23 protein-coding genes are annotated in these 24,604 nt (G+C 63.6%); 13 read left to right on the top strand and 10 right to left on the bottom strand.

Going from position 1 to position 24,604, the window contains the following annotated elements:
* Window positions 1-64: 64 nt before the first annotated feature.
* The 5 genes from trpB (at window position 65) to WG908_RS12725 (ending at window position 4,841) form a co-directional block, all read left to right on the top strand.
* Window positions 65-1,306 carry a tryptophan synthase subunit beta gene (trpB, locus tag WG908_RS12745; protein ID WP_340186971.1) on the top strand — a complete coding sequence of 414 codons (1,242 nt, stop codon included), beginning with the start codon at window positions 65-67 and terminating at the stop codon, window positions 1,304-1,306.
* Window positions 1,307-1,311: 5 nt separating this feature from the next.
* A complete protein-coding gene (gene trpA, locus WG908_RS12740) occupies window positions 1,312-2,139 on the top strand; it encodes a tryptophan synthase subunit alpha (protein ID WP_340187064.1) in 828 nt (275 codons plus the stop codon).
* Entirely contained in the window at window positions 2,136-2,984 is an 849-nt protein-coding gene (accD, locus tag WG908_RS12735; protein WP_340186970.1) for an acetyl-CoA carboxylase, carboxyltransferase subunit beta, read from the top strand. The genes trpA and accD overlap by 4 nt, the downstream gene beginning before the upstream one ends.
* 19 nt (window positions 2,985-3,003) lie before the next feature.
* Window positions 3,004-4,323: a bifunctional folylpolyglutamate synthase/dihydrofolate synthase gene (locus tag WG908_RS12730; protein ID WP_340186969.1), complete on the top strand. Its 1,320-nt coding sequence runs from the start codon at window positions 3,004-3,006 to the stop codon at window positions 4,321-4,323.
* 74 nt (window positions 4,324-4,397) lie between these two features.
* On the top strand, window positions 4,398-4,841 hold the full coding sequence (locus WG908_RS12725) for a DUF6628 family protein (RefSeq protein WP_340186968.1): 444 nt from the start codon (window positions 4,398-4,400) through the stop codon (window positions 4,839-4,841).
* Here WG908_RS12725 and WG908_RS12720 read toward each other — a convergent pair.
* The 3 genes from WG908_RS12720 to WG908_RS12710 form a co-directional block, all read right to left on the bottom strand.
* Entirely contained in the window at window positions 4,826-6,157 is a 1,332-nt protein-coding gene (locus WG908_RS12720) for an AmpG family muropeptide MFS transporter (protein WP_340187063.1), read from the bottom strand. The genes WG908_RS12725 and WG908_RS12720 overlap by 16 nt on opposite strands.
* Before the next feature lie 120 nt (window positions 6,158-6,277).
* Window positions 6,278-6,487, bottom strand: coding sequence for a hypothetical protein (locus WG908_RS12715; protein ID WP_340186967.1), 210 nt, complete (start codon window positions 6,485-6,487; stop codon window positions 6,278-6,280).
* Between the two features lie 94 nt (window positions 6,488-6,581).
* Window positions 6,582-7,052, bottom strand: a complete 471-nt coding sequence (locus WG908_RS12710) for a response regulator (RefSeq protein WP_340186966.1) — start codon at window positions 7,050-7,052, stop codon at window positions 6,582-6,584.
* A 276-nt stretch (window positions 7,053-7,328) separates the two neighbouring features.
* On the opposite strand from WG908_RS12710, the gene WG908_RS12705 reads away from it, so the two are divergent.
* Both WG908_RS12705 and rsmD read left to right on the top strand, forming a co-directional pair.
* Window positions 7,329-8,204, top strand: coding sequence for a pseudouridine synthase (locus WG908_RS12705; RefSeq protein WP_445326720.1), 876 nt, complete (start codon window positions 7,329-7,331; stop codon window positions 8,202-8,204).
* Window positions 8,201-8,752: a 16S rRNA (guanine(966)-N(2))-methyltransferase RsmD gene (rsmD, locus tag WG908_RS12700; protein WP_340186965.1), complete on the top strand. Its 552-nt coding sequence runs from the start codon at window positions 8,201-8,203 to the stop codon at window positions 8,750-8,752. Before WG908_RS12705 ends, rsmD begins: the two co-directional genes overlap by 4 nt.
* Here the strand turns inward: rsmD and WG908_RS12695 are convergent.
* Window positions 8,734-9,180 (bottom strand): globin domain-containing protein, encoded by a 447-nt coding sequence (locus tag WG908_RS12695; protein ID WP_340186964.1) that lies wholly within the window; start codon window positions 9,178-9,180, stop codon window positions 8,734-8,736. The genes rsmD and WG908_RS12695 overlap by 19 nt on opposite strands.
* Before the next feature lie 104 nt (window positions 9,181-9,284).
* Here WG908_RS12695 and WG908_RS12690 point away from each other — a divergent pair, with 104 nt between their 5' ends.
* Complete coding sequence (locus WG908_RS12690; RefSeq protein ID WP_340186963.1) at window positions 9,285-9,761, top strand: Rrf2 family transcriptional regulator; 477 nt, start codon at window positions 9,285-9,287, stop codon at window positions 9,759-9,761.
* Here WG908_RS12690 and WG908_RS12685 read toward each other — a convergent pair.
* Both WG908_RS12685 and WG908_RS12680 read right to left on the bottom strand, forming a co-directional pair.
* Complete coding sequence (locus WG908_RS12685; protein WP_340186962.1) at window positions 9,724-10,125, bottom strand: Fe-S oxidoreductase; 402 nt, start codon at window positions 10,123-10,125, stop codon at window positions 9,724-9,726. The two genes, WG908_RS12690 and WG908_RS12685, sit on opposite strands and share 38 nt — an antisense overlap.
* A 135-nt stretch (window positions 10,126-10,260) precedes the next feature.
* Window positions 10,261-10,653, bottom strand: coding sequence for a GFA family protein (locus tag WG908_RS12680; RefSeq protein WP_340186961.1), 393 nt, complete (start codon window positions 10,651-10,653; stop codon window positions 10,261-10,263).
* A 115-nt stretch (window positions 10,654-10,768) separates the two neighbouring features.
* Here WG908_RS12680 and WG908_RS12675 point away from each other — a divergent pair, with 115 nt between their 5' ends.
* Window positions 10,769-13,045 carry an ATP-dependent helicase gene (locus WG908_RS12675; protein ID WP_340186960.1) on the top strand — a complete coding sequence of 759 codons (2,277 nt, stop codon included), beginning with the start codon at window positions 10,769-10,771 and terminating at the stop codon, window positions 13,043-13,045.
* 189 nt (window positions 13,046-13,234) lie between these two features.
* On the opposite strand, the gene ettA is transcribed toward WG908_RS12675, so the two are convergent.
* Entirely contained in the window at window positions 13,235-14,920 is a 1,686-nt protein-coding gene (gene ettA / locus WG908_RS12670) for an energy-dependent translational throttle protein EttA (RefSeq protein WP_340186959.1), read from the bottom strand.
* 360 nt (window positions 14,921-15,280) lie between these two features.
* Between ettA and WG908_RS12665 the strand changes: the two genes are divergently transcribed.
* The 4 genes from WG908_RS12665 to WG908_RS12650 all read left to right on the top strand — a co-directional run bounded on the left by WG908_RS12665 (window position 15,281) and on the right by WG908_RS12650 (window position 20,646).
* On the top strand, window positions 15,281-15,484 hold the full coding sequence (locus WG908_RS12665) for a hypothetical protein (protein ID WP_340186958.1): 204 nt from the start codon (window positions 15,281-15,283) through the stop codon (window positions 15,482-15,484).
* Window positions 15,485-15,610: 126 nt separating this feature from the next.
* Entirely contained in the window at window positions 15,611-16,987 is a 1,377-nt protein-coding gene (locus WG908_RS12660; RefSeq protein WP_340186957.1) for an alginate export family protein, read from the top strand.
* 142 nt (window positions 16,988-17,129) lie between these two features.
* Complete coding sequence (locus WG908_RS12655; protein WP_340186956.1) at window positions 17,130-18,617, top strand: ATPase domain-containing protein; 1,488 nt, start codon at window positions 17,130-17,132, stop codon at window positions 18,615-18,617.
* Window positions 18,618-18,720: 103 nt separating this feature from the next.
* Window positions 18,721-20,646, top strand: coding sequence for a hybrid sensor histidine kinase/response regulator (locus WG908_RS12650; RefSeq protein WP_445326722.1), 1,926 nt, complete (start codon window positions 18,721-18,723; stop codon window positions 20,644-20,646).
* Window positions 20,647-20,756: 110 nt separating this feature from the next.
* On the opposite strand, the gene WG908_RS12645 is transcribed toward WG908_RS12650, so the two are convergent.
* From WG908_RS12645 to WG908_RS12635, 3 genes are all read right to left on the bottom strand, one after another.
* Entirely contained in the window at window positions 20,757-21,782 is a 1,026-nt protein-coding gene (locus WG908_RS12645) for an LLM class flavin-dependent oxidoreductase (RefSeq protein WP_340186954.1), read from the bottom strand.
* 42 nt (window positions 21,783-21,824) lie between these two features.
* Window positions 21,825-22,985: a sulfotransferase family protein gene (locus WG908_RS12640; RefSeq protein ID WP_340186953.1), complete on the bottom strand. Its 1,161-nt coding sequence runs from the start codon at window positions 22,983-22,985 to the stop codon at window positions 21,825-21,827.
* A 77-nt stretch (window positions 22,986-23,062) separates the two neighbouring features.
* A complete protein-coding gene (locus WG908_RS12635) occupies window positions 23,063-24,289 on the bottom strand; it encodes a DUF1214 domain-containing protein (protein ID WP_340186952.1) in 1,227 nt (408 codons plus the stop codon).
* Window positions 24,290-24,604 lie beyond the last annotated feature (315 nt).

The raw sequence follows: 24,604 nt of genomic DNA, 5'->3' as shown, positions 1-24,604 counted from the left end.
GGGACACGATGGCGCTGATCGCTTGCGAACAGCCCCGTCCACCCTTGAGAGAATTGAAACGACGATGACCGAACCAATCACCCTGCCCAACAGCCTGCGCAGCCAGCCCGACGCCAACGGACATTTCGGCGCGTTTGGCGGCCGTTACGTCGCCGAAACGCTGATGCCGCTCATCCTGGAGCTGGAGAAGGTCTATAAGGCGGCGAAGAACGACCCCGCCTTCGACGAGGAGTTCACCCATCTCCTCAAATATTATGTCGGCCGCCCCAACCCGCTATATTATGCCGAACGGCTGACGCAGATGCTGCGCGCGGATGCGGTGCCGGGCAAGGGCGCGAAAATATACCTCAAGCGCGAGGAGCTGAACCACACCGGCGCGCACAAGATCAACAATTGCATCGGCCAGGCGCTGCTCGCCCGGCGGATGGGCAAGAAGAAGGTCATTGCCGAAACCGGCGCCGGCCAGCACGGTGTCGCCACCGCCACCGTCGCCGCGCGCTTTGGCATGGAATGCAAGATCTTCATGGGCGCCAAGGATGTCGAGCGGCAGGCGCCCAACGTGTTCCGCATGAAGCTGCTGGGGGCCGAGGTGATCCCGGTCACGTCGGGGTCGCAGACGCTCAAGGATTCGATGAACGACGCGCTGCGCCATTGGGTGTCGAACGTCCACGACACATTCTACATCATTGGCACCGCCGCCGGCCCGCACCCCTATCCCCAGTTGGTGCGCGATTTTCAGTCGGTGATCGGCAGGGAAATCCGCGACCAGATCATGGAAGCCGAAGGCCGCCTGCCCGACATGCTGATCGCACCGGTCGGCGGCGGGTCCAACGCCATCGGCATGTTCCATCCGTTCCTGGACGATCCCGAAGTCGCGATGGTGGGCGTCGAGGCGGCGGGCGAGGGCCTGACCGGCAAGCATGCCGCGTCGCTGGCGGGCGGCGCGTCGGGCATATTGCACGGCAACCGCACCTATTTGTTGCAGGACGAGGACGGGCAGATCACCGAGGCGCACAGCATTTCGGCCGGGCTGGATTATCCCGGCATCGGTCCCGAACATAGCTGGCTGCACGAAATCGGTCGGGTCAAATATGTGCCGATCACCGATGACGAGGCGCTGGCGAGCTTCCAGACGCTGTCGGCCTGCGAGGGGATCATTCCCGCGCTCGAATCCGCGCACGCCATCGCCGCCGCGCAGCAGATCGCGCCGACGATGGACGCGGACCGGATCATCGTCGTGAATCTTTCGGGCCGGGGGGACAAGGACATATTCACCGTGGCGTCGGCGCTGGGAGCGGAGATGTGATGAGCATGGACCGCCTCTCCGCCCGCTTCGCCGCCTGCCGGGCGCAGGGCCGCGCGGCGCTGATCACCTTCGTCACCGCCGGCGATCCGACCGTGGCCGATACGCCGTCCGTGCTCGACGCGCTGGTCGCGGGCGGCGCGGACATCATCGAGCTGGGCATGCCCTTTACCGATCCGATGGCGGACGGTCCGGCGATCGAGCTGGCGAACCTGCGCAGCCTGGGGTCGGGGACGAAGACGAGGGACATCTTTGCGCTGGCCACCGATTTCCGCGCACGCCATCCGCAAGTGCCGCTGGTGCTGATGGGATATGCCAATCCGATGCTGATCCGTGGACCGCAATGGTTTGCGGACGCATGCCGCTCGGCCGGTGTCGATGGCGTGATCTGCGTCGATGTGCCGCCGGAGGAAGATGCCGAAATCGGTCCGGCGCTGCGTGCTGCCGGTGTTCATCTCGTCCGCCTGGCGACGCCCACGACCGATGCGGCGCGCCTGCCCGCCGTGCTGAACGGCGCGAGCGGATTCCTGTATCATGTTTCGGTCGCGGGCATCACCGGCAAGCAGCAGGCGGCGCTCGCCAATATCGAAGATGCCGTCGCGCGCCTCAAGACCGCGACCGACCTGCCCGTCGCGGTCGGCTTTGGGGTTCGCACACCGGCGCAGGCCGCCGCGATCGGCCGTGTCGCCGACGGCGTGGTCGTCGGTTCCGCCATTGTCGACCTGGTCGGATCGCACGGATCGGCCGCCGCCCCCTTCGTCCAGGCGTTCACCGCAACCCTGCGGGGCGCAATCGACACCGCCCGCGTCGGCACAGCAAGAGAGAGCGCCGCATGAGCTGGATCAACCGCGTCCGCAACGCCATTCCCTTCATCGCCAAGAAGGAAGGCAGCGCCGAAACGCTGTGGCACAAATGCCCCGGTTGCGCCGAGATGATCTTCATCAAGGAATGGGAGGACAATCTTTCGGTGTGTCCGCGATGCGACCATCATGGCCGCATCGGCCCGTCCGAACGGTTCGAGCATATATTGGACGCGGGCTTCATTCTGCTGCCCACGCCCCAGGTGCAGGAAGATCCGCTGAAATTCCGCGATTCCAAAAAATATCCCGACCGCATGAAGGCAGCGCGCCACGTGACCGGCGAACAGGAAGCGTTGATCAACGCGCGCGGTGCGATCGATGATGTGCCGCTGGTCATGGGCGTGCAGAATTTCGCTTTCATGGGCGGCTCCATGGGCATGGGCGTGGGCGCGGCCTTCATCCAGGGCGTGAACGACGCGATCGCGCATAAATGCCCCTATGTGATCTTTACCGCCGCCGGCGGCGCGCGGATGCAGGAAGGCATATTGTCGCTGATGCAGATGCCGCGAACGACCGTGGCGATCCGCAAGCTGCATGCCGCCGGACTGCCCTATATCGTCGTGCTGACCGATCCGACGACGGGCGGCGTGACCGCCAGCTACGCCATGCTGGGCGATGTCCAGATCGCCGAACCCAATGCCCTGATCGGTTTTGCCGGCCAGCGCGTCATCGAAAGCACGATCCGCGAGAAGCTGCCCGAAGGATTTCAGCGGTCCGAATATCTGCTGGAGCATGGGATGCTCGACATGGTGGTGCCGCGCAAGGATCTGCGCGACACGCTGGCGCGCGTGATCGGCTATCTGACGCCGCAAGCCGCCTGACGCGACGGGCGGAACCGCAATGCCCGACCATGCCGTTTCTACCCACGCGGGCGTTCAGGCACAGCTCGACCGGCTGGCGCTGCTGTCGCCCGGCGCCGACATATTGGGGCTGGAGCGGATCACGACGCTGCTCGCCCGGCTGGGCGATCCCCATCTGGCGCTGCCGCCGGTCTTTCATGTCGCGGGCACCAATGGCAAGGGATCGACCTGCGCGTTCCTGCGCGCCGCGCTGGAAGCGGACGGCAGGAGCGTGCACGTCTTCACATCGCCCCATCTGGTGCGATTCAACGAGCGGATCAGGATCAACGGCGCGCTGATCGGCGACGATGCGCTGGCCGATAATCTCGCCCGCGTGCTCGACATTGCCGATGGCGTGGGCGCGAGCTTCTTCGAAGTGACGACGGCGGCCGCGTTCCTCGCCTTTGCCGAGCACCCCGCCGACGCGTGCGTCATCGAGGTGGGGCTGGGCGGCCGGCTGGACGCGACCAACGTCATCCCCGCCCCCGCCATATGCGGCATCGCGCAGTTGAGCGTGGATCATCAGGCGTTTCTGGGCGACACGCTGGCGCAGATCGCTGCGGAAAAGGCGGGGATCGCCAAGCAGGGCGTGCCGCTGGTGACGCAGCGCTATCCCGAATCGCTGCATCCGGTGCTGCTCGACGCGGTCGCCAAGGCACGGGCCACCTGGTTGCCGATGGGCGATGGCTGGGACGCGGCGACCTATCGCGATCGGCTTCATTATCGCGATGCGCAGGGGCGGTTCGACACCCCCCTGCCCCGGTTGCCCGGCGCGCATCAGGCAACCAATGCCGCGCTCGCCTTTGCGATGCTGCGCCATCAGGACATCGTCCCGGTCCATGAATCGGCGCTCAAGGCAGCGCCGCTCTGGGCACACTGGCCTGCCCGGCTACAGCGGCTCGAACCGGGGCCGCTGGTCGACCTGCTTCACGCGGGCAGTACCGTGTGGCTGGACGGCGGCCATAATGCGGGCGCGGGCGAAGCGATCGGCGCGTTCTTCACGCCCGATCGGATCGGCGGCGAGCCGGTCCACCTCGTCATCGGGATGCTCGCCAACAAGGACCCGGACGATTTCCTGGCGCCGTTCGCGGGCAAGATCGCGCATATCCATGCCGTGCCCGTGCCGGGGCATGACCATCATGGGGCGGATCGGTTCGCGGCGGTCGCCGCCCGATGGAATATCGGCTGCACGCCATATGCCGACCTGCCCGGTGCCCTGGCCGCGATCGACCGCGTGATGCAGCCGTCCCAGATATTGATCGCCGGATCTCTTTACCTGGCGGGCGAGGCGCTGCGCCTCAATGATCAATATCCCGATTAATCTTCCACAAAGTTGTTGCGATTGACTCGCAATAGCGCCATCATGATGGCTAACCACAGCAGGAGGCCGCTCATATGGCATATGGAGAGAATCACCCCGCAACCGAGTCGAACCGGCCGATGCCGCTTGGCTATGGCAACCGCTTGTTCCTGTTCGTCATGCGGCGGATGGCCAGCGACGGCGTGAACGACGCGCACGCCGCCAACGCCATGTTGGGCGCATTCGGCAAAAGCTATCGCCGCCCGCTGGTGCTGATGCGCGCGATGATGCTGGAAATGGCGCGCGCATCGAGCCGCAGGATATTGGTGGCACCCTGTTGCTGCGCGCGCATGACCGGGGACGAGGCGCTGGTGATCGGCGCTATCGGCACCGCACTGGACGATCCCGCCGCTGCGTATCGGCAATTGGCCGCGCTGCTCGGCAACGACCATGCGCTTGGCGCGCTGACCTGCTTGCAGGCGGTAGCGCAAAGCTATGGCGACCTGGGCCGCCCGCTCGACCTCTACGCCGCCGGTTGATCCGGCGGGGGCTGCGTGCCCGCGCTGCCGACGCTGGCTTCGATCAGGCCCGCGCGCATCATCAGCCAGAACAGGACGATGCCCGGCACGGCCAGCGCGGTGGTGAGCAGGTAGAAATCGACATAGCCGAACCGTTCGATCAGCACGCCGGCGCTGGTTCCGGTCAGGAAACGGCCGACGATAGCGGCAGCGGCGGAGAGCAGCGCGAACTGCGTCGCCGTGAAGGAGAGATTGCAGAGCGCCGACAGATAGGCGACCACGGTGACGCCGCCGATGCCGCTGGCGAAATTTTCAAAGCCGATGGTCCAGGCCAGCATCGGCATCGAATGGCCCGCCGCCGCCAATGCCGCGAAACTGATGTTGGATACGGCCATCAGCACGAGGCTGAGCAGCACCGATCGCTTCATGCCAAGCCGGGCATAGAGCATTCCGCCGACGAATATGCCCGCCAGCAGGGCGAAAAAGCCGACCCAGACATCGCCCCATAAAATTTCCGGCTTGGTAAAGCCAAGCCCCACCAGCAGGTCGCGGATCATCAGATTGGCCATCGTGTCGCCGATCTTGTGCACCAGCACGAACAGCAGGACGACCAACGCCCCCCGCCTCTGAAAGAAATCGACGAGCGGGCTGGTGAAGGCGGACAGGGCTTCGCGCACGGATTTCAGCGGCTTTGGTTCGCGATGCCGGGCGGGTTCGCCCGCGAACAGCGAAGCGATCGGGCCGGCAAAGGCCAGCGGGATGCACGCGACATAGCCCAGCGACCAGGACGATATGCTGGCGACCGCCAGGGCGATGCTGGCGGCGAAGAAAGCGCCCAGCCGCCAGCCATATTGGGACATGCCCGACCCCACCCCCAACTGGTCGGGCCGCAGCAATTCGATGCGGTAGGCGTCGATGACGATGTCGAAGGTCGCGCCGGCAAAGCCCAGCAGAAGCGCGCCGATGATGACGGCGCGCAGCCCCGTCGAGGGATCGGCCGCGCCCAGGACCGCGACGGCGGCCGCCGCTCCGCAGCCGCAAAACCACAGCCAGGACCGGCGATGCCCCAATGCGCCCGCGAGGAATGGCAGACGCAGCCGGTCGACGAGCGGCGCCCATATCCATTTGAAGCTGTAAACCAGCAAGGCCAGCGCGAAGGCCGATATCGATTTCTTTTCGATGCCCGCTTCGGCCAGCCGGTTGGTCAGGGTCGCGGCCAGCAGCGCGAACGGAAATCCTGATGAAATGCCAAGAAACAGGGCGGTGAGCGGCGCCTTTTCGAAATAGGGACGCACCGCGTTCCGCCAGCTTGCCTTGTCATGCTCGCCCTGCCCTATCAATGCCCTGCCCCCATGAAGTCACGAGGCACCATATGAGCAATTCACGTGCAGGCAAGCGCCTTGGGCAAACGACCCGTGCAGCGGGCGGCGAACCGGCCCGTGCGGGCAACGGCCCGATCAGTCGGTGCGTTCGGTGGTTTCGACCAGCAGACTGAATTTGCCGTCGGGCGTCCGCGCGATTTCAATGGGCAAGCCCAATATGCGGGTGATGCCGGTGCCGCCGACCTGTCGCGCTTCGCGGCGCAGGCTGCGCATCGCCGGACGGGGAACAACCCAACGCGCGGCGATCGCGCCTTCCAAACGGGCCATGCGCAAGGTTTCAGCCATATCATCAATCATGATCCGACCCTCTCCCAAAGATAGGACATGATGATGCGCCCGATTGATTAACAACCCGTTAGGCAGCTTTTGCCGCGGCTGATCAGGAATTTGGCCGCTGGTCACCCCGAAACAGCTGCATGCCGGCGGGCACCCGGCCATGCTGGACACCTAGCAGGACCGCATCGACGACACCGATCGCGGCGAGCAGATCGCGCTGCGAATAGGGCTTGGCAAGACAGCCGACCGCAAGGTGCCGGGCATCGGCCGGGCAGGCGCCGGTGACGAACAGCACGGGCACGGTGCGGCCATGGGCGTACAGCGCGACATCGACGCCCGTCTTGGGACCATGAAGACCGATATCCGCGATCACCAGATCTACTCCGCCTGCATCGATCGCGGCGATCGCCTGGTCATAGGCGTCGACGGTCGCGACGACGGCATAGCCGGCCTGTTCGAGAAAATGCTCATTGTCGAACGCCACCAGCGGCTCGTCCTCGACAACGAGGATCGAATGGATCGCCGTCCTGGCCGCCCCGAGGCCGCGCCCCACCCTGTCACGTCCGAAAAACATTGCCGTTCCGCCCTGTATGCGCCATTTAGCCGTTCAACGCCGGGGGTCGGCGGCGGTTTCCCGCCGGCTGCCCCGTCCCTTCGCTTGAGCGTCGGGACAGCATTGTTCGTCAATTTTTGATACCCGCCCCGGATATGGGGTGGGCACGTCGCCGCGAAAAGGAATCCGTCGCTGGAACCGCCAAAAAAATCGGGGCCTCGCCGCCCTCGTCCGCCCGGTGCAAAGTCAGGCGCGGGGTCAGGCGCGGGGTCAGGCGCAGGCGCGGGGGGCAAGTCCGTGCCGGGCAAGCGCCAGCCCTTTGGCGCGAAGAGCGCGCCGGGCACGCCCGTCAGCCCCTATGCAAGACCCCGGCGAGCCAACAAGGCGCCCGCGAAGCCCGCCAATCCCCACCCGGCCCGCGCCGGGGAGAGCGCGGGCGAAGGACCGCAGCGCATCGCGAAATTGCTGGCCCGCGCCGGCATCGCGTCGCGCCGCGAGATCGAGCGGATGATCGAGGATGGTCGCATCGCCCTCGACGGCGAAACATTGACGACCCCGGCCACATTGCTGGAGACGCTGGCGGGCGTCACCGTCGATGGCGTGTCGGTGGCGCCGCCCGCGCCGACGCGCCTGTTCCTGTTTCACAAGCCTTCGGGCTACCTTACCGCCGAACGCGACCCGCAGGGGCGATCCATCATATACGACATATTGCCGCCGGACCTGCCGCGCCTGATGCCGATCGGCCGGCTGGACATGACCACCGAAGGCCTGTTGCTGATGACCACCGACGGCGGGTTCAAGCGGCAGATGGAATTGCCCGCCACCGGCGTGCCGCGCACCTATCGCGCCCGCGCCTTCGGCGATGTCAGCCAGCAGCAGCTGGAGGATCTGTTCGACGGGATCGAGATTGACGGCATTCATTATGGCCGGATCGAAGCCAATCTGGAACGGCGCACCGGCCGCAACCAGTGGATCGAGATGACCCTGACCGAAGGCAAGAATCGCGAGGTCCGCCGCGTGCTCGAACATCTGGGGTTGCAGGTCAGCCGCCTGATTCGCACCAGCTACGGACCATTTCTGCTGGGAGAGCTGGCGTCAGGGGCGATCGGAGAGGTGCCCCAGCATGACCTCCACATCTTTCGCAAGACGCTCAAGGATATACCCAAACAATGAGGATCATCGCCGGTCAGTGGCGCGGCCGCCCGCTTGTCGCGCCCAAGGGAGACGCGACGCGGCCAACCGCCGACCGGACGCGCGAGACGCTTTTTTCGATGCTGGTCAGCCGCATCGGCTCGTTCGAGGAACTGGCGGTCGGCGACTTTTTCGCCGGATCGGGAGCGCTGGGCTATGAAGCGCTTTCGCGTGGCGCGGCAAGTTGCCTGTTCGTGGAGCAGGACAAGGCCGCGCTCGACGCCATCCGCGCCAATGGCGAGCGGTTCGGCGTCAGCCCCGACATCCGCCCCGCGTCGGTCCTGACGCTGGGCCAGGCGCCGCGCCCGCTCGACCTTATCTTCATGGACGCGCCCTATGGCAGCGGCGCCGGCTCGGTGGCGCTCGACAAGCTTTCGCGCCTCGGCTGGACCGGCCCTGCGACCTGGGTCAGCATCGAAACCGACCGGCGCGAGGATGTGTCGGTCAAGGGCTTTGCCGCCGACGCCGTTCGCGACGTCGGCAAGGCGCGGCTCACATTGTTGCGGGCCGATCAGGCCGCCGCGGCATAGGCATCGGCCTCTTTCGCGATCAGCAGGTCTGCCAGAAACCAATAGGCTTCCCCCCAGGCGTCGAGCACGGCATCGGTCGCCACATCCGCCCCCAGGACGTCGCGGATCGCCGGCAGCAGCGCGGCGGCGACCTTGGGATAATGTTCGGCCTTCACGCCCGTTTCGACATGGCGCGCGACCATCCGCGCGACCGCACCGTCGAGCGCCCGCAAACGGTCGATATTCTGCGCGTAGCCCAGGATAGCCGCCGCCAGTCGCCGGGGCTGTTCGCCGCTTTCCTTCGCCGCCTGATCGAACATCGCCTTGACCTCCGCATCCTCGAACAGCCGCTGATACATGCGGGTGGTGATGGCGACGCCATGCTGCTGAAGCGCGGGGCCGGTAGCCTTCACGATGTCGACGGTCTGCTGCGACAATGGCTTGCTCATGGAAACGCCTTTCTAACGGTTGCAGCGATCGGATATATCGAGGCATTAAAGATGTTAATAGGATATATGTTTTATCGCTTGCCGCAGCAGGGCATGGAATGGCTATGCAACTCACTCGACACACCGACTATGCGTTGCGCGTCCTCATCCACCTGGCGGCGACGCCGTCGGGGCGCGCGACGATCACGGAAATCGCGGACAGCTACGATCTGTCGCGCAGCCACCTGATGAAGGTGGTGCACAGCCTGGGGCTGGGCGGATTCATCGACACCCGCCGGGGACGCGGAGGCGGCTTCGCCCTCGCCCGCCCCGCCGACGCGATCGGAATAGGCGATGTGGTGCGGCATGCCGAACCGGGCATGACAATGGCGGATTGCGCCCATTGCGCGATCCGCCCCGCATGCGGGCTGACCGGAATATTGGCCGAAGCCACGCACGCATTCATGGCCGTGCTCGATCGCTATAGCCTGGCCGACGCGGCGCGCGACCGGGCGGGGCTTGCGGCGCTTCTGGCCGCGCGCCCCCGCCCGCCCGCGCCGTCTGTCAGCGACGAGGCCTGCGCTTCGCCTCGCCCGGATTGATGCAGCTGTCCTGCACCGTTCGGCTGCACAGGGGGTAATCCTTGGCTTCGGCGGGCGGCGGCGTCATGTTGCCACCGACCGTGACCGGATTGCTGGACGACCCCACAGGCGCTGTCGGATCGGCGGGCGCACCGGCGGGCGCGGGCGCCATCCCCGAATCGGCAGGAACGGCGCCGGTCGGCACGCCCGCATTGGGATCCGTGCCCATGCCGGGCTGGTCCGTCGGCGCTGGAACATTGTCGGGCGCGGAGGGCGTTTCCGTCCCCGGCGGCTGCATCGTCGGATCGGACGTGGTCTGGGCGGTCGCGCCGCCTGCCAGAGCCAAAGTGAGAGCGGCAAGCCCGGTCAACATGATGGTTCTCATCGGAACATCCTTCCTTATTTTCTCGCCCGGTCGAAACATGGGGGGCCGGTAGAGAACCTGATCGGCGATGCACCCGTTCCAGACGTGCGACGAACCGTTCCGGTCATCGCCCGAGACGTTTGCGGAACAGCCCTTCTATTCCGGATAATGATCGAATTTCGGCAGATCGTGGCTGGCGTCCATCCATGGCGCGGCGGCGGCATATTGGATGTGGGCGGTCGGCGGAAACCGGGCCTGGTCGTCCAGCGTCGCGCTCTGAATGTCGATCATGCCCGGAAAGACGACGGCATTGGTATAGAAGAGGCTGGTGCCGCACGCGCCGCAAAAGCGCCGTACGACATCGGCGGACGAGCGATATTCGACCGGATCGCCGATGATCGTGACGGCGGTTTGAGGAAACAGCGCCCATCCCACCATCGGCGCGCCGGTGGTCCGCCGACAATCCGAACAATGGCAAAGCGTGCTGTAGGCCGGATCGCCCCGTACCTCATATCGTATCGCACCGCAGTGACATCCGCCCGTGGCCATAACGCTCTCCCTGATTGATTCTCTGTTTGTTCTCATATACGCGGAGGGAGCGCAAGCGGCCGCGGCCTTTGCGTCCTTGCCCGCTCCCGCCCCCGCCCCTACCTGCATTGAGGCCATGACTCTTCCTGCTCCCTCCCCCGACGATCCGCCCTATCTGCGCGGTTTGAACGCCCCGCAGCGCGAAGCCGTGCTGACGACCGAGGGGCCGGTGCTGGTGCTGGCAGGGGCCGGCACCGGCAAGACCGCCGCGCTGACCGCGCGCCTGGCGCATCTGGTGGCGACGCGCCGCGCCTGGCCTTCGGAAATACTGGCGGTGACCTTTACCAACAAGGCGGCGCGCGAAATGCGCGAGCGGGTCGGGCGGATGATCGGCGAAGCGGTCGAGGGGATGCCCTGGCTCGGCACATTCCATGCGATCGCCGCGAAGATGCTGCGCCGCCATGCCGAACTGGTGGGGTTGCAGTCCAACTTCACCATCCTCGACACCGACGACCAGCTCCGGCTGATGAAGCAGTTGATCCAGGCGGAGGGAATCGACGAAAAGCGCTGGCCCGCGCGCCAGCTGGGCGGCCTGATCGACCAGTGGAAGAACAAGGGACTGACGCCCGGCGAGATCGGAGCGGGCGAGAGCGAAGGCTATGCACAGGGCAAGGGGCAGAAGCTCTATGCCGCCTACCAGACGCGCCTTCGCGAAGTGAACGCCTGTGATTTCGGTGACTTGCTGCTGCATGTTCTGACGATATTGAAAGGCCACCGCGACGTGCTGGAACAGTATCAGCAGCGGTTCAAATATATCATGGTGGACGAATATCAGGACACCAATTCCAGCCAGTATCTATGGCTGCGGCTGTTGGCGCAGACACGCAAGAATATCTGCTGCGTTGGCGATGACGACCAGTCGATCTATTCATGGCGTGGCGCGGAAGTGGCCAATATCCTGCGGTTCGAAAAGGATTTTCCCGGCGCCGCCATCATTCGGCTGGAGCAGAATTACCGATCGACGCCCCATATTCTCGCCGCCGCGTCGGGCGTCATCGCCGAAAACAGCAGCAGGCTGGGAAAGACCCTGTGGACGCAGGAGGCGCAGGGCGACAAGGTTCAGGTGCTTGGCGTGTGGGACGGGCCTGAGGAGGCCCGCCGCGTCGGCGAGGAAATCGAAGGCATCCAGCGCCGCGGCGGCACGATCGACACCGTCGCCATCCTGGTGCGCGCCCAGCACCAGACCCGCGAGTTCGAGGACCGCTTCATCGCCATCGGCATGCCCTATCGCATCGTCGGCGGCTTTCGTTTCTATGAGCGCGCCGAAATCCGCGATGCGCTCGCCTATCTGCGGCTGGTCAACCAGCCCGCCGACGATCTCGCCTTTGAACGGATCGTCAATGTGCCCAAGCGCGGGCTTGGCGACAAGGCGGTCGAAAAGCTCCATCGCCTTGCGCGGGCGCAGGGCATTCCGATGACGCTGGCGGCCGCCCGCATCCTCGACACCGACGAACTGACGCCGCAGGCGCGACGGGCGCTCGGCAGCTTCATCGGCGACCTTGCCCGCTGGCGCGACCGCGCGGCGCAACTGCCGCATGCGGAACTGGCGCGCCTGATACTCGACGAGAGCGGCTATACCGCGATGCTTTCAGCCGATCGCACCACCGAAAGCGCCGGCAGGCTGGAAAACCTGTCCGAACTTGCCCGCGCGATGGAGGAATATGATACGCTGGGCGCGTTCCTCGAACATGTCAGCCTGGTCATGGATAATGACGCGCAGGCGGACGAGCGCAAGGTCACGATCATGACCATCCATGCGGCCAAGGGGCTGGAGTTCGAAACCGTCTTCCTTGCCGGTTGGGAAGAAGGCATTTTCCCGTCGCAACGGGCATTGGACGAAGGCGGTCTCAACAGCCTGGAGGAGGAACGCCGCCTGGCCTATGTCGCCATCACAAGAGCGCGGCGCAAATGCGTGATCCTGCATGCCGCCAATCGCCGCATCTACGGCCAGTGGACCAGTTCCATCCCGTCGCGTTTCGTGGGCGAATTGCCGCGCGACCATGTCGATGAGGAAAGCAGCATGGCGGGGGGTGCGTCGCTATGGCGCGCCAACTGGTCCGAACACGCCGACCCCTTCGCCGATGTCCAGCGCGGCACGGGACGCGGCCCCGGATGGCAGCGCGCCCAATCGACCGGTCATTTCAGCCGCGAACCGGCCCGCATCGTCGAAGCCCGCAGTTCAGCGATATCGCTGGGCAACAAGGGCCGGGATGACATGGCGGTGGGCCTGCGCGTCTTTCACCAGAAATTCGGCTATGGCATCGTCGCGGAGATCGAGGGCAACAAGCTGGAGATCGATTTCGAAACCGCCGGTCGCAAGCGGGTGATGGACAGTTTCGTCAGCATCGCCTGACGACAATCCGGCTGCCGCCGCCCATCCGCCGCCCCCTTCAAATCGAAAAAAAGGCCGGTCCCAGAAGGACCGGCCTGATAAGTTTTAGGAGAGGATGCCTGAAAGGCCTCCTGCATATGCGTTTCGAATCGCTACTGTGCAAATGCGAAGACTGTCATCGCGATTGCGTTTGTTGCAACCGCGTGACGATCAACGGGTAAGCTTCTTGTAGGCGAGCCGGGTCGGGCGATCGGCCGCATCGCCCAGGCGACGGCGCTTATCTTCCTCATAGGCTTCGAAATTCCCCTCAAACCATTCGACATGGCTGTCGCCCTCGAACGCGAGGATGTGCGTGGCGAGGCGATCGAGAAAGAAGCGGTCATGGCTGATGACAACCGCGCAGCCCGCGAAATTTTCGATCGCTTCTTCAAGCGCGCCCAGCGTTTCGACGTCGAGATCGTTGGTCGGTTCGTCGAGCAGCAGGACGTTGCCGCCCTTTTTTAGCATCTTGGCGATGTGGACGCGGTTGCGCTCACCACCCGACAGCTTGCCGACATTCTTCTGCTGGTCCTGCCCCTTGAAGTTGAACGCGCCGACATAGGCGCGGGTCGACATGTCGTGGCCGTTGACCTTGACGTAATCCAGACCGTCCGACACCTCTTCCCAGACATTCTTCGTCGGGTCGAGATGGTCGCGGCTCTGGTCGACATAGCCCAGGCGCACGGTCGAACCGATGTCGATATCGCCCGAATCCGGCGTTTCCTGCCCGGTGATGAGTTTGAACAGCGTGGATTTGCCCGCACCGTTCGGGCCGATGACGCCGACGATGCCGCCCGGCGGCAACAGGAAGGACAGATCCTCAAACAGCAGCTTGTCGCCGAATGCCTTGGAGATGTTCTTGAACTCGATCACCTTGCCGCCGAGGCGCTCGGGCACCTGGATGACGATCTGCGCCTTGCCGGGCGTCCGGTTGTTCTGGCCCGCGACCAGTTCCTCGAACTTCTTGATACGCGCCTTGGACTTGGTCTGCCGGCCTTTGACGCCGGCCCTGATCCATTCCAGTTCGTCATTGATCGCCTTCTGGCGGCCCGTGGCCTCGCGATCCTCCTGCTCAAGGCGCTTGGCCTTCTTTTCCAGATAAGTGGAATAATTGCCTTCGTAAGGGAAATATTTGCCGCGATCGAGTTCGAGAATCCAGCCGACGACATTGTCGAGGAAGTAGCGGTCATGGGTGATCATCAGCACCGCGCCGGCATATTCCTTCAGGTGATTTTCCAGCCAGGTGACGCTTTCGGCGTCGAGATGGTTGGTCGGTTCGTCGAGCAGCAGGATGTCGGGCTTCTGGATCAGCAGGCGAGTGAGCGCGATGCGGCGCTTTTCACCGCCCGACAGATTTTCCACCGACCAGTCGGACGGCGGGCAGCGCAGCGCCTCCATCGCGATTTCCAGCTGGTTGTCGAGCGTCCAGCCGTCGACCGCGTCGATCTGTTCCTGGAGCGTGCCCATTTCCTCCATCAGCGCGTCGAAATCGACGTCCTCGGGCGGGTCGGCCATGATATTGCTGATCTCGTTGAAGCGATCCATCTTGTCGGCGGTGTCACGCGCGCCGTCCTTGACGTTTTCCAGCACCGTCTTGGTCGGGTCGAGTTGCGGTTCCTGCGCCAGATAGCCGACCGTGATATTCTCGCCCGGCCATGCCTCGCCCGAAAAGTCCGTGTCGATGCCGGCCATGATCTTGATGAGGGTCGACTTGCCCGCGCCATTGGGACCGACGATGCCAATCTTGGACCCGCGATAGAATTGCAGGTTGATGTTGCTGAGCACCGGCTTGGCGGCGCCGGGGAAGGTTTTGGTCATGCCCTTCATGACGAAGGCATATTGCGATGAGGCGGACATGGGGTTCAGCTCCGAGAAGGAAGGACGAACGATTTGGCGCCCGGTTAGCGAAGGCCGCGCATATTGGCAAATCGCCAGGGGCAGCTTGCACCGCGTGCTTGCCGAAATCCGCCTGCCCCCGCCCCGCGCGGGGTGTTTTGCGGACCCGTCATCCCCTGCCCCGCCCCCTTGCACGGCCACGCGGAAAGGCTGGGCTTTAACTGCACTTTCATAGTAGACAACAGCCGGTCGCGTGATTCCATCGGTTCACCGACTTAGAAAAGCATTGATTTGTGCAACGCACACGTTAATGCGGGTCGCTCGCGTAGGGTCACATCAACAAGTGCCAGACGCGGCATATTGCTATGGGAGCCGTACACAATGAAGAAGATCGCAGCTGTTTTCGCTTCGGCCGGCCTGCTGGCCCTCGCCGCTTGCGGTGAGACCCCGGCCAACGAGACCGCGAACGCTTCTAACGAAGTCGTCGAGAACGTCATCGAAAACGCCGTCAACGCTTCGGACAACGCGATGAACGCAGCCAATGCTGCCGACAACGCCGCTGTCAACGCCGCGAACGCGATTTAATCTTCGCGCGAGCGAGAATTTCATGGATAGGGCGGTTCGCATGCGCGGACCGCCCTTTTCTTATGCCCCGCGCCCGCAACGGGTGACGTCGCCCGAAGATGCGCCCCTGAGCCGAGCGAAGCGCCAATGACCATGGCTCTCCTGAAACATCTTGGGTCGATGCTGTCGCTCATGTCCGGCTGTGTCGGCGGCCTGATGGCGCTGGCGGCGCCCGCGCGCGGGCAGGATGGCGGCGACGGACTGAGCGTGACCGGCACCGTTCGATTGCGATATGAAGCGATCGGCGGGCAAGCCCGTACCGGGTTCAACCAGAGCGATCAGCTCGTCAACCTGCGAACCACCCTGAAAGCCGAATATAGCGAGGGCGCGCTGCGCGTCGGCGTGGAGCTGTACGACAGCAGGGTGTGGGGCGAGGATGCAGGATCGCCCGTCAGCACCAGCGAGGTCAATGCGATCGAGCCGGTCCAGGCTTATGTCGCGGCCGATTTCGCCGATGCCTTCGGCCGGGGTACGATGCTGACGATGACCGCCGGGCGCATGATGCTCAATCTGGGGTCGCGACGCCTGGTCGCAGCCGATGATTATCGCAACACCACCAACGGCTATACCGGGCTGCGCGCCGACGTCGTCGCGCCGCGGGGCTGGAAGGCAACGGCGATCTATGTCCTGCCGCAGCAGCGCCGGCCAGACGATCGCGAAGGGCTGCGCGAGACCAGGGTTCGGCTGGACCGGGAAGGCTTCGACCTGGTGTTATGGGGCGGTCAGGTCAGCAGGGCCAGGATCCTTGGCCAAGCAACGGCGGAACTGACCTATTTCCACCTTGGCGAACGGGATGCGCCCGGCCGTCCGACCCGCGACCGGTCGCTCGATACCCTGGGCGGTCGGGTGATCCGCGAGCCGCATCCCGATCGCATCGACTATGAGGTCGAGGCATTGTACCAGACCGGCCATGCCAGCGTTTCCGCCGCGGCGGCGGCCGCCCGGCAGCGGGTGAGCGCGACCTTCTTCCATGCCGATATGGGATATAGTTTCTCAGGTCCCTGGAAACCGCGTCTGTCTGTCGAATTCGACCGGGCCAGCGGCGACCGACGGGGTGGACGATTCGGGCGGTTCGACACCCTGTTCGGCATGCGTCGCGCCGACCTTGCGCCCTCTGGCATATATAACAGCGTCGGACGGGCCAACATCATGACGGCGGGCATTCGCCTGGAAGCCGCCCCGGACAAGCGGCTGGACTGGTTCGCGGTCTATCGGCCGATGTGGCTGGCGGCGAAGGATGACAGCTTTTCATCGACCAATGTGCGCGATTCGACCGGCCGGTCGGGGCGTTTCGCCGGTCACCAGATCGAGGCGCGGCTTCGCTACTGGATCGTTCCCGCCCGGCTGCGGTTCGAATTCGATGGCGTCCTGCTGGCCAAGGGCCGCTTCCTGCGCGATGCGCCGAACGCGCCGCCGGGGAACTGGACGCGCTATGGCTCGTTAAATCTGTCCGCGAATTTCTGATCGCTTCCTTCCTGCGCGCGACCATATGCGTGCAGAGCCTGCTGCGACATGATCCTTGATGCAGGTCAAGGTGAATGATTTTTCGCGCACGCAACGACTGTGCTAGCGCGGTGGCGTGGGTATCGATAGGGAAAAGGCACATATGACGGACGCATCTACCGAGTATGCTGGTACTGGCGTGCTTGGCCTTGACGACATATTGAACGGCGGACTCACACGGGGCCGGGTTTTCCTGCTGGAAGGCAGCCCCGGCACGGGCAAGACCACCATCGCCACCCAATTTCTGATGCAGGGCGCGGCGCAGGGGGAAAAATGCCTGTACATCACCCTGTCGGAAAATATCGACGAGATGCACGAAAGCGCCCGGTCGCACGGCTGGGACCTGAGCGGCGTCGACCTGTTCGAGCTTGTCCCCCCCGAAAGCCTTTTGGACGAACAGCAGCAGCAGAGCCTGCTGTATTCGTCCGACCTGGAACTGGGCGAAACCACGCGACGTATATTCGAAATGTTCGACGAGGTGAAACCTGACCGGGTCGTACTCGACAGCCTGTCCGAAATTCGCCTGCTGGCGCAAAGTTCGCTGCGCTATCGCCGCCAGATCCTCGCGCTCAAGCATTTCTTCTCCAGGCAGAATACGACCGTTTTGATGCTGGACGACCTGACCGCCGAGGTCGCCGACAAGACGGTGCACAGCGTCGCCCATGGCGTGATCCGGCTGGAGGAAATGTCGCCGGAATATGGCCCGGAACGGCGCCGGTTGCGCGTCGCGAAATATCGCGGCCGGCGCTATCGTGGCGGCTATCATGACTTCATCATTGCGCAGGGCGGCGTCCAGGCCTTTCCCAGACTGGTGTCGGCCGAGCACAAGACAGCCTTCGTGCGCGAGTTGCTCAAGAGCAATGCCCCCGAACTCGACGCGCTTTTGGGCGGGGGCATAGAACGCGGGTCGAGCGTGCTGGTGCTGGGTCCGGCAGGCACGGGCAAGTCATTGCTTACGCTGACCTTCGTGGCCGCGGCGGTCGATCGTGGCGAGCGGGCGGCGATGTTCGTATTCGATGAGGAAGTTGGGCTGCTGTTCAATCGCGCGATGGGCCTTGGCATCGACATGCAGGCGATGGTCGATGAAGGAAAACTGATTGTTGAACAGGTGGACGCGGCCGAATTGTCACCTGGGGAGTTTACCCAGCGCGTGCGTACTTGTGTCGAAAAGCACAAGGTGCAAACGATCATTATCGACAGCCTGAACGGATATCAGGCGGCGATGCCCGAAGAGAGCGCCTTGATCCTGCACATGCACGAATTGCTGCAATATCTGAACCGCCAGGGCGCGACGACGTTTCTGACCGTCGCCCAGCATGGTCTGGTGGGCGACATGAAATCGCCCGTCGACATCACCTATCTGGCCGACACCGTCGTCCTGCTGCGCTATTTCGAAGCGATGGGCCATGTGCGGCGCGCCATTTCGATCATCAAGAAACGTACCGGCGCGCATGAGCATACGATCCGCGAATATAAGATCGGCGATTATGGCATCCGCTTTGGCGAACCGCTGTCAGGGTTCCAGGGCATATTGCGCGGGGTGCCCACGTTCGTTGAAGTGCGCGATGCGCCCAAATTGCTGAAAGACTAGCGATTTGGGTCACGACCTTTCCCAACGCGCGATCATCCTGGCGCCGCATGGACGCGACTCCGCGATCGCCGCGTCGATCCTGAGCGATGCGGGCCTGCTGACGATGATCTGCACGTCGCTGGGCGAAACCGTTCACGCGCTGGAAAAGGGCGCGGGCTTTGCCCTGCTGACCGAGGAAGGATTGCGCGGCGCCAATCTCAACCCGCTCGCCCAATGGTTGCAAGGCCAGCCGGAATGGTCGGATTTCCCGTTCATATTGCTCACGCAAAGAGGCGGCGGCATCGAGCGCAACCCGACCGCCAAGCGGTTGCTCGACATTTTGGGCAATGTCACCTTTCTGGAGCGCCCCTTTCACCCGACCACGCTCGTCAGCCTGGCGCAGTCGGCGTTGCGCGGCCGGCGGCGGCAATATGACGCGCGCGCGCGACTGGAGCAATTGCATAATGGCGCGAAAAAATACCGGTCGCTGTTCGATTCGATAGATGCGGGCTTCTGTATCATCGACATGGTGTTCGACGGCCATGGGAAGCCGGTCGACTACATATTCGTGGAAGCCAATCCCGCGTTCGAACGGCAGACAGGATTGCACGATGTGGTCGGCAGGTCGATGCGGTCCTTGGCTCCCGATCATGAGCGGCACTGGTTCGACATCTATGGCGAAGTCGCACGGACCGGCGAGCGCCGGCGGTTCGAGCAACATGCCCAGGCGCTGGGCAATATCTGGTATGAGGTTTACGCTTTCCGGGTGGGCGCCCCGGAATTGGGGCGGGTCGCTGTCCTGTTCAGCGATATTTCCGGGCGCCGGCGCATGGAGCAGGCGTTGCGCGACAGCGAGGAGCGACTGCTGCGGCTCAACGAGACGCTGGAAGACCGGGTCGCCGAGCGCACGCGCGCGCTGGAGGTGACGCAGGAAGCGCTTCGCCAGTCGCAAAAGCTCGAATCGATGGGGCAATTGACCGGCGGCGTCGCTCATGATTTCAACAATCTGCTCACGCCGATCGTGGGGAGTTTGGACCTGCTGCATCGACGCGGCGCGGGCACGGAGCGCGAACGCAAGCTGATCGAAGGCGCGATGCAATCTGCCGACCGGGCGCGGACGCTGGTGCAGCGGCTGCTGGCTTTCGCTCGCCGCCAGCCGTTGCAGGCCACCGCGATCGACATCGGCAGGCTGGTCCACGGCATGACCGACCTGATCGGCAGCACCTGCGGTCCCCGGATCAGGGTGGTCATCGAAGTCGACGACGAACTGGTGCCGGCCAAGGCCGACGCCAACCAGATCGAGATGGCGCTGCTCAATCTGGCGGTGAACGCGCGCGACGCTATGCCCGACGGCGGGACGCTGACGATCCGCGCGACGCAAAATAGCATGGCCGATGGCAACGCGGCCGGATTGAAGCCAGGTTCCTATGTCAGGATCAGCGTGGCCGACACCGGAACGGGCATGAACGAGGAAACGATCACCAAGGCGATCGAGCCTTTCTTCACGACCAAGGGAGTGGGGCGAGGCACCGGCCTGGGCCTGTCGATGGTCCATGGCCTGGCCGCGCAGTTGGGCGGCGGGCTGTCGATCGACAGCGCGCTTGGCCAGGGCACCTGCGTCGACCTGTGGCTGCCGGTGACCGATGACCGGCCCGAACCCTTGCTGATAGCCCCGGCAACGAACGGAAGCTCGCCCGGCCGGGGTGTCGCCATGGTGGTCGATGACGAAAATCTGGTTCGGGCCGCCACCGCGCACATGCTGACCGAACTTGGCTATACCGTGGTGGAAGCGCATTCGGCGGAGGAAGCGCTGCGCCTGCTCGACCGATCCGACGATATCGACCTTCTCGTCACCGACCATATGATGCCGGGGATCACCGGGACCGCGCTGGCGATGCAGTTGCGCGCGCGGAAACCTTATCTGCGGGTCCTGCTGGTGTCGGGCTATGCCGAGGGCGAAGGCATTTCGCCGGACCTGCCGCGGCTGACCAAGCCGTTCAAGCAGAGCGATCTGGCCGCCAGCCTGGCGCAACTGCATATGACCGCTTAGAGCGTCATCACTGCGCCCTGGTCCGCGCTGACGTCATGCTCCCTGAAGCGATCGCGCCGCACAACCCGTTTGGACATCCGCGCGACACGGCCCCGTCGCGGTCTCGATTTTTACGACCCCGCGATCTGCCCGTCGCGACCGCTCTCATCTGCCTCAAGCTGGGGGATGATCCTGCTTGCGATCAATTCAAGGCTTTCCCATGAAAATTCAGGGTCGATGCCGCAGATCAGCGGATTGATGACGATGTGGCGCCCTAGGTCGCGTTGCTCCCGGCAATAGGCCAGGCCTTCATCGGGCGTGAGGACGAGATAGTTTCCAGATGCGCGAAGCGCCTCTGTCGAGTCGGCTTGTTGTTGATGCAGGATTTGCCCGGCACTCGCCGCGTTGGTCGCGTAGGAATTGGTTTCATACAGCGCATAGGGCGCAAGCTTCGCCCAGGCTTGTTCAGGGTCTTGCGCGATATGGATGACGGTGATGCCGTTGCCGTTCATCACCCGGCCAGGTGCCTTGCCGAGTTCGGCGCAGGCATGGCGATATTCCGCCACATAGTCGTCGCGATAGGTCATGGGATAATAGCCGCCGCCGAATTTGGCGGCACGGTGCGCGGCAGCCAGAACGCCGCCGCCGATAAAGAGCGTGGGACCGCCATCCTGTACCGGGCGTGGCGTAACGCGGATCTTGCGCCCCTCATATTCGAAGCTTTCGCCCCTCAGCGCGCGCCCGAGCGCGTCGAGCTTGCTGTCCATGATGCGGGCGCGATCTTTCAAGGATATGCCGAACATCTCGAACTCTGCCGGCATGTAGCCAAGCCCCAGCGTCACATCCAGCCGGCCGTTGCTGATAATGTCGACCATGATGCAGTCTTCCGCGATCCGAACGGGGTCGTGCAGGGGCAGGATGACGGCCGATGGCTGGAACCGGACGTTCGACGTGCGGCTTGCCATGGCCGCGGCCATGATGAGCGGCGATGGATTGACATTGTCCGGCGTGCCATGATGTTCGGTCAGTTCGACCCTGTGGAAACCGCGCTTGTCCGCCCATTCGACCTGTTCGATGGCCGCGCGCGCCAGTTCGGCGGAGCTACGCCCGAACGGCGGACTCCTAAAATCATAACGCAGCCAAAATTCCAGCATCATCTCTGCTCCAGTTCAGCAAGGCCCGTCCCACCGCGTGCGCGATCACGCCATATAGGCGGAAAACCGTTCGGTATAAGCCGCAAAGGCTGAACGAATGTCGGCATCGCTCATGCCGATCTCTTGCGTGGAATAGGACGTCCTGCCGTGCTTGTCTCTCGGATTGCGGGCCTCCCATGCCTGAATATTCGCCTGCGATGCTTGGGACAGGTCCATTTCCAGAAAATCATATATCTTCCGGGTGACCGCCGCACCGCCCTGGGTGACTTCACGAAAGCTCAAATCGAGGATCGGCACGTCGGGATTGCTGTCACGCCACGCCATATGGTCGGCGACTTGCCTTGAACAGGCGTCGAGCATTTCCGAAGCGACGTTCTGGCTCGTGTCGACATGCGAATACATTTTCCGCACCGCCATCATCGTGTGCGTGACCGATGGCATGCATTTGACCGGGTCGCGGTGGGTGATGATGAACCTTGGCTTGTCATACAAGCCGGTAATCCGCGCTTCCGCCCCCAGATGAAACGGGTTCTTGAACAGCCAGGGCTTGTGCCTGTCCGACGGGAACTGCCATTGCAAATATTTGATCGCCTTGATGAAATAGTCGAATGCGGGCTGTCGGTCGGCACGATCGAGCCATTCCATGAAATCCGCGGCGCCGGTTACCCCGGCATTCAGCACGTCGCGAAAGGCGGCTTCCATAAGAAAACAGTCTTCTTCAGGCTCTTCGGCGTGCATCGGGTGCCATTTGGCAATATCGGGCGACACGCTGTACATCCATTTTTCATAGTCATAGGTCTGGCGGATACGTTCCGCCCTACCGCCGTCGGCCATGCCGGGTATGCGCGCAAATCTCGACACGCTCCACAGGCGCAGGACCTGAAAATCGTCGGAAGCGCCAAGGAAGCGCTGCAATTTGGTGCTGCCGGTGCGGGGCAAGGACGCGATGATGACGGGAGAGCGGATCTCTTCATCCTCAATTTCGGGATGATGGGCCAGGTCCTTGGCGAACCATAGGCGATTGACCAGAATGTTGAGGAAGCGCTCACGCAGCGCGTCCTGGCGGTCCTGGCGTATGAGCCCCGACTTGTTGATGCCGTTCACCAGGACATGAAGGCCCTCCATGAAGTCACCGGGGCCGAAATCGGACAGACCGGTCCGATCCTTTGCCGTCGAAAGAAGGTCGTCCACGGCAAACACGGTCATTCTGTTCTCCATCCAAATGATATTGTCAGGCGGGATGTCGCGACGCGGCGCACCCAGCGGCGGTTCGGCATGATCGGCTACCAGCGATGCCGCATCTGAACGGCCCTGCGCCGGGCGCGGATGACCGCTTCCCGCTCCCGCGCCGTGACGACCGGCGTATCCGGCGGAAGATGCCCCGGCACATCGTCGATCCCGACCTTGACAACATGGGGCGTGGGATATTCGGACGCGTCGGTCCACCGCCCATAGACGAAACCGGCTTGGCGGCCCGCCGTATCAAGCCAGTTCGGCACGCCCGGATCCCGCGCCGAAACCACGATCCGAAGCTTTCCGTCGCCGTCGATGCGGGCGGTGTGACCGTTCAGGCTCGACTGCCGATTCACCCAGTCGATCGACTGCCAGAAATCGTCCGTCAGATGGAATCCCCAATAGCCGCACCTGTCGGGCACGGCCGATTCGATGATCAGCGCTTCATCGTCGGCCAGCGCGAACATCCCTTCGACAAAGGCCTGGTTCGCCAGCCCGCCAAAATCCGAATAGTCCTTGCAGGTGAAGACGTTGGAAGGCCCCGCCCGCAAGTGACGGGTCGACGCGCCCTCGAACGTCACCTTTCCATATGTTTCGATATAATGCGCAATTCCGCGCAGCGCCCTGTCGATGTCCTGGGGCGACGACCGGGGCTTGACCGCCGGCACGTCGAGGCGCTGAATGGCAAATCGACCGTCGATTTCATTTATCCAGTCATAGTGGCGCTGGCGGATGATCACCGCTGTGGTTTCCGGCTCCAGCTTCCACCAGTCCCCTTCATAGCCGGGCGGTCGCTCCGGGCTGAGAAGGATTTCGAATGCGCCATCGTCGGCCAGCCTTGCCGAATCCAGGTCAAACACCCCCCTGGAACGGCCTACGGGCGATTTCGGATCGTCGAGCATCCGCGCCACCGAGCCGACGTCGCCGCCCAATTGTAGCGACACGATCCGGGCGCCGCCGCGAAATCCAGAGATTTGATAGGTCCCATGATCGTCGATCACAGCCTGGCTGAGCGTATCGTCCGGATTGGGAAACCCCTGCCGAAACAGATGATTATAATAGGGCATGAATTCGGGATATTGCGGATCGCTTGTCATGAACAGATATCCCACCGATATCTGCGAATAGAGAAACTGATGCAGTTCTCCCGCCCATTGCTCATCATGTGAACGTTTTGAAAGCGCGGCAATATTTTCTGCCAGCGGCGCGAGCTGCTCCATATAATCGCGCCATCGGGACGGAACCAGTAATGAAGCGTCGTCCATTTTCGACATCATGCGCCCTCCCCTGCGATCGGCACTATGCTTTCAGTCGCATGACGGCGCCGCTGGCTTCATTCCTGTTATGAGACCGCTTGGCATGAGCATCGGACCAGCGCGCCTCTCCGTTGGGACAATGGCGCAGGGACACGGCTGTCATCAAGCGCGAAAATGATTTGCCAAATATCCCATATACTTATGCCCGATCCGGCCAGGACAAGCCCTGCGACAGCGATCGGGATACAGAAGTCGCCTGGCGGGCGGCCGGCGGCGACATGGTGGGACAAGTCGTCGCACCAATGTCCGGAATCGACCTGTCGTTCGTCTTGGGTC

Origin of the sequence: Sphingobium anseongense (assembly GCF_037725245.1) — a bacterium.
In the GTDB taxonomy this organism is placed as follows: Bacteria; Pseudomonadota; Alphaproteobacteria; order Sphingomonadales; family Sphingomonadaceae; genus Sphingobium.
Note: the sequence above shows the minus strand (reverse complement) of the source record. Positions and strands in the feature narration are given on the sequence as shown.

What these genes read in the sequence shown, in the direction of transcription:
- trpB (WP_340186971.1), top strand. Translation starts at nt 65, where the DNA reads ATGACCGAACCAATCACCCTGCCCAACAGCCTGCGCAGCCAGCCCGAC.
- trpA (WP_340187064.1), top strand. Translation starts at nt 1,312, where the DNA reads ATGGACCGCCTCTCCGCCCGCTTCGCCGCCTGCCGGGCGCAGGGCCGC.
- accD (WP_340186970.1), top strand. Translation starts at nt 2,136, where the DNA reads ATGAGCTGGATCAACCGCGTCCGCAACGCCATTCCCTTCATCGCCAAG.
- WG908_RS12730 (WP_340186969.1), top strand. Translation starts at nt 3,004, where the DNA reads ATGCCCGACCATGCCGTTTCTACCCACGCGGGCGTTCAGGCACAGCTC.
- WG908_RS12725 (WP_340186968.1), top strand. Translation starts at nt 4,398, where the DNA reads ATGGCATATGGAGAGAATCACCCCGCAACCGAGTCGAACCGGCCGATG.
- WG908_RS12715 (WP_340186967.1), bottom strand. Translation starts at nt 6,487, where the DNA reads ATGGCTGAAACCTTGCGCATGGCCCGTTTGGAAGGCGCGATCGCCGCG.
- WG908_RS12710 (WP_340186966.1), bottom strand. Translation starts at nt 7,052, where the DNA reads ATGTTTTTCGGACGTGACAGGGTGGGGCGCGGCCTCGGGGCGGCCAGG.
- rsmD (WP_340186965.1), top strand. Translation starts at nt 8,201, where the DNA reads ATGAGGATCATCGCCGGTCAGTGGCGCGGCCGCCCGCTTGTCGCGCCC.
- WG908_RS12695 (WP_340186964.1), bottom strand. Translation starts at nt 9,180, where the DNA reads ATGAGCAAGCCATTGTCGCAGCAGACCGTCGACATCGTGAAGGCTACC.
- WG908_RS12690 (WP_340186963.1), top strand. Translation starts at nt 9,285, where the DNA reads ATGCAACTCACTCGACACACCGACTATGCGTTGCGCGTCCTCATCCAC.
- WG908_RS12685 (WP_340186962.1), bottom strand. Translation starts at nt 10,125, where the DNA reads ATGAGAACCATCATGTTGACCGGGCTTGCCGCTCTCACTTTGGCTCTG.
- WG908_RS12680 (WP_340186961.1), bottom strand. Translation starts at nt 10,653, where the DNA reads ATGGCCACGGGCGGATGTCACTGCGGTGCGATACGATATGAGGTACGG.
- WG908_RS12675 (WP_340186960.1), top strand. Translation starts at nt 10,769, where the DNA reads ATGACTCTTCCTGCTCCCTCCCCCGACGATCCGCCCTATCTGCGCGGT.
- ettA (WP_340186959.1), bottom strand. Translation starts at nt 14,920, where the DNA reads ATGTCCGCCTCATCGCAATATGCCTTCGTCATGAAGGGCATGACCAAA.
- WG908_RS12665 (WP_340186958.1), top strand. Translation starts at nt 15,281, where the DNA reads ATGAAGAAGATCGCAGCTGTTTTCGCTTCGGCCGGCCTGCTGGCCCTC.
- WG908_RS12660 (WP_340186957.1), top strand. Translation starts at nt 15,611, where the DNA reads ATGACCATGGCTCTCCTGAAACATCTTGGGTCGATGCTGTCGCTCATG.
- WG908_RS12655 (WP_340186956.1), top strand. Translation starts at nt 17,130, where the DNA reads ATGACGGACGCATCTACCGAGTATGCTGGTACTGGCGTGCTTGGCCTT.
- WG908_RS12650 (WP_445326722.1), top strand. Translation starts at nt 18,721, where the DNA reads ATGATCTGCACGTCGCTGGGCGAAACCGTTCACGCGCTGGAAAAGGGC.
- WG908_RS12645 (WP_340186954.1), bottom strand. Translation starts at nt 21,782, where the DNA reads ATGATGCTGGAATTTTGGCTGCGTTATGATTTTAGGAGTCCGCCGTTC.
- WG908_RS12640 (WP_340186953.1), bottom strand. Translation starts at nt 22,985, where the DNA reads ATGACCGTGTTTGCCGTGGACGACCTTCTTTCGACGGCAAAGGATCGG.
- WG908_RS12635 (WP_340186952.1), bottom strand. Translation starts at nt 24,289, where the DNA reads ATGATGTCGAAAATGGACGACGCTTCATTACTGGTTCCGTCCCGATGG.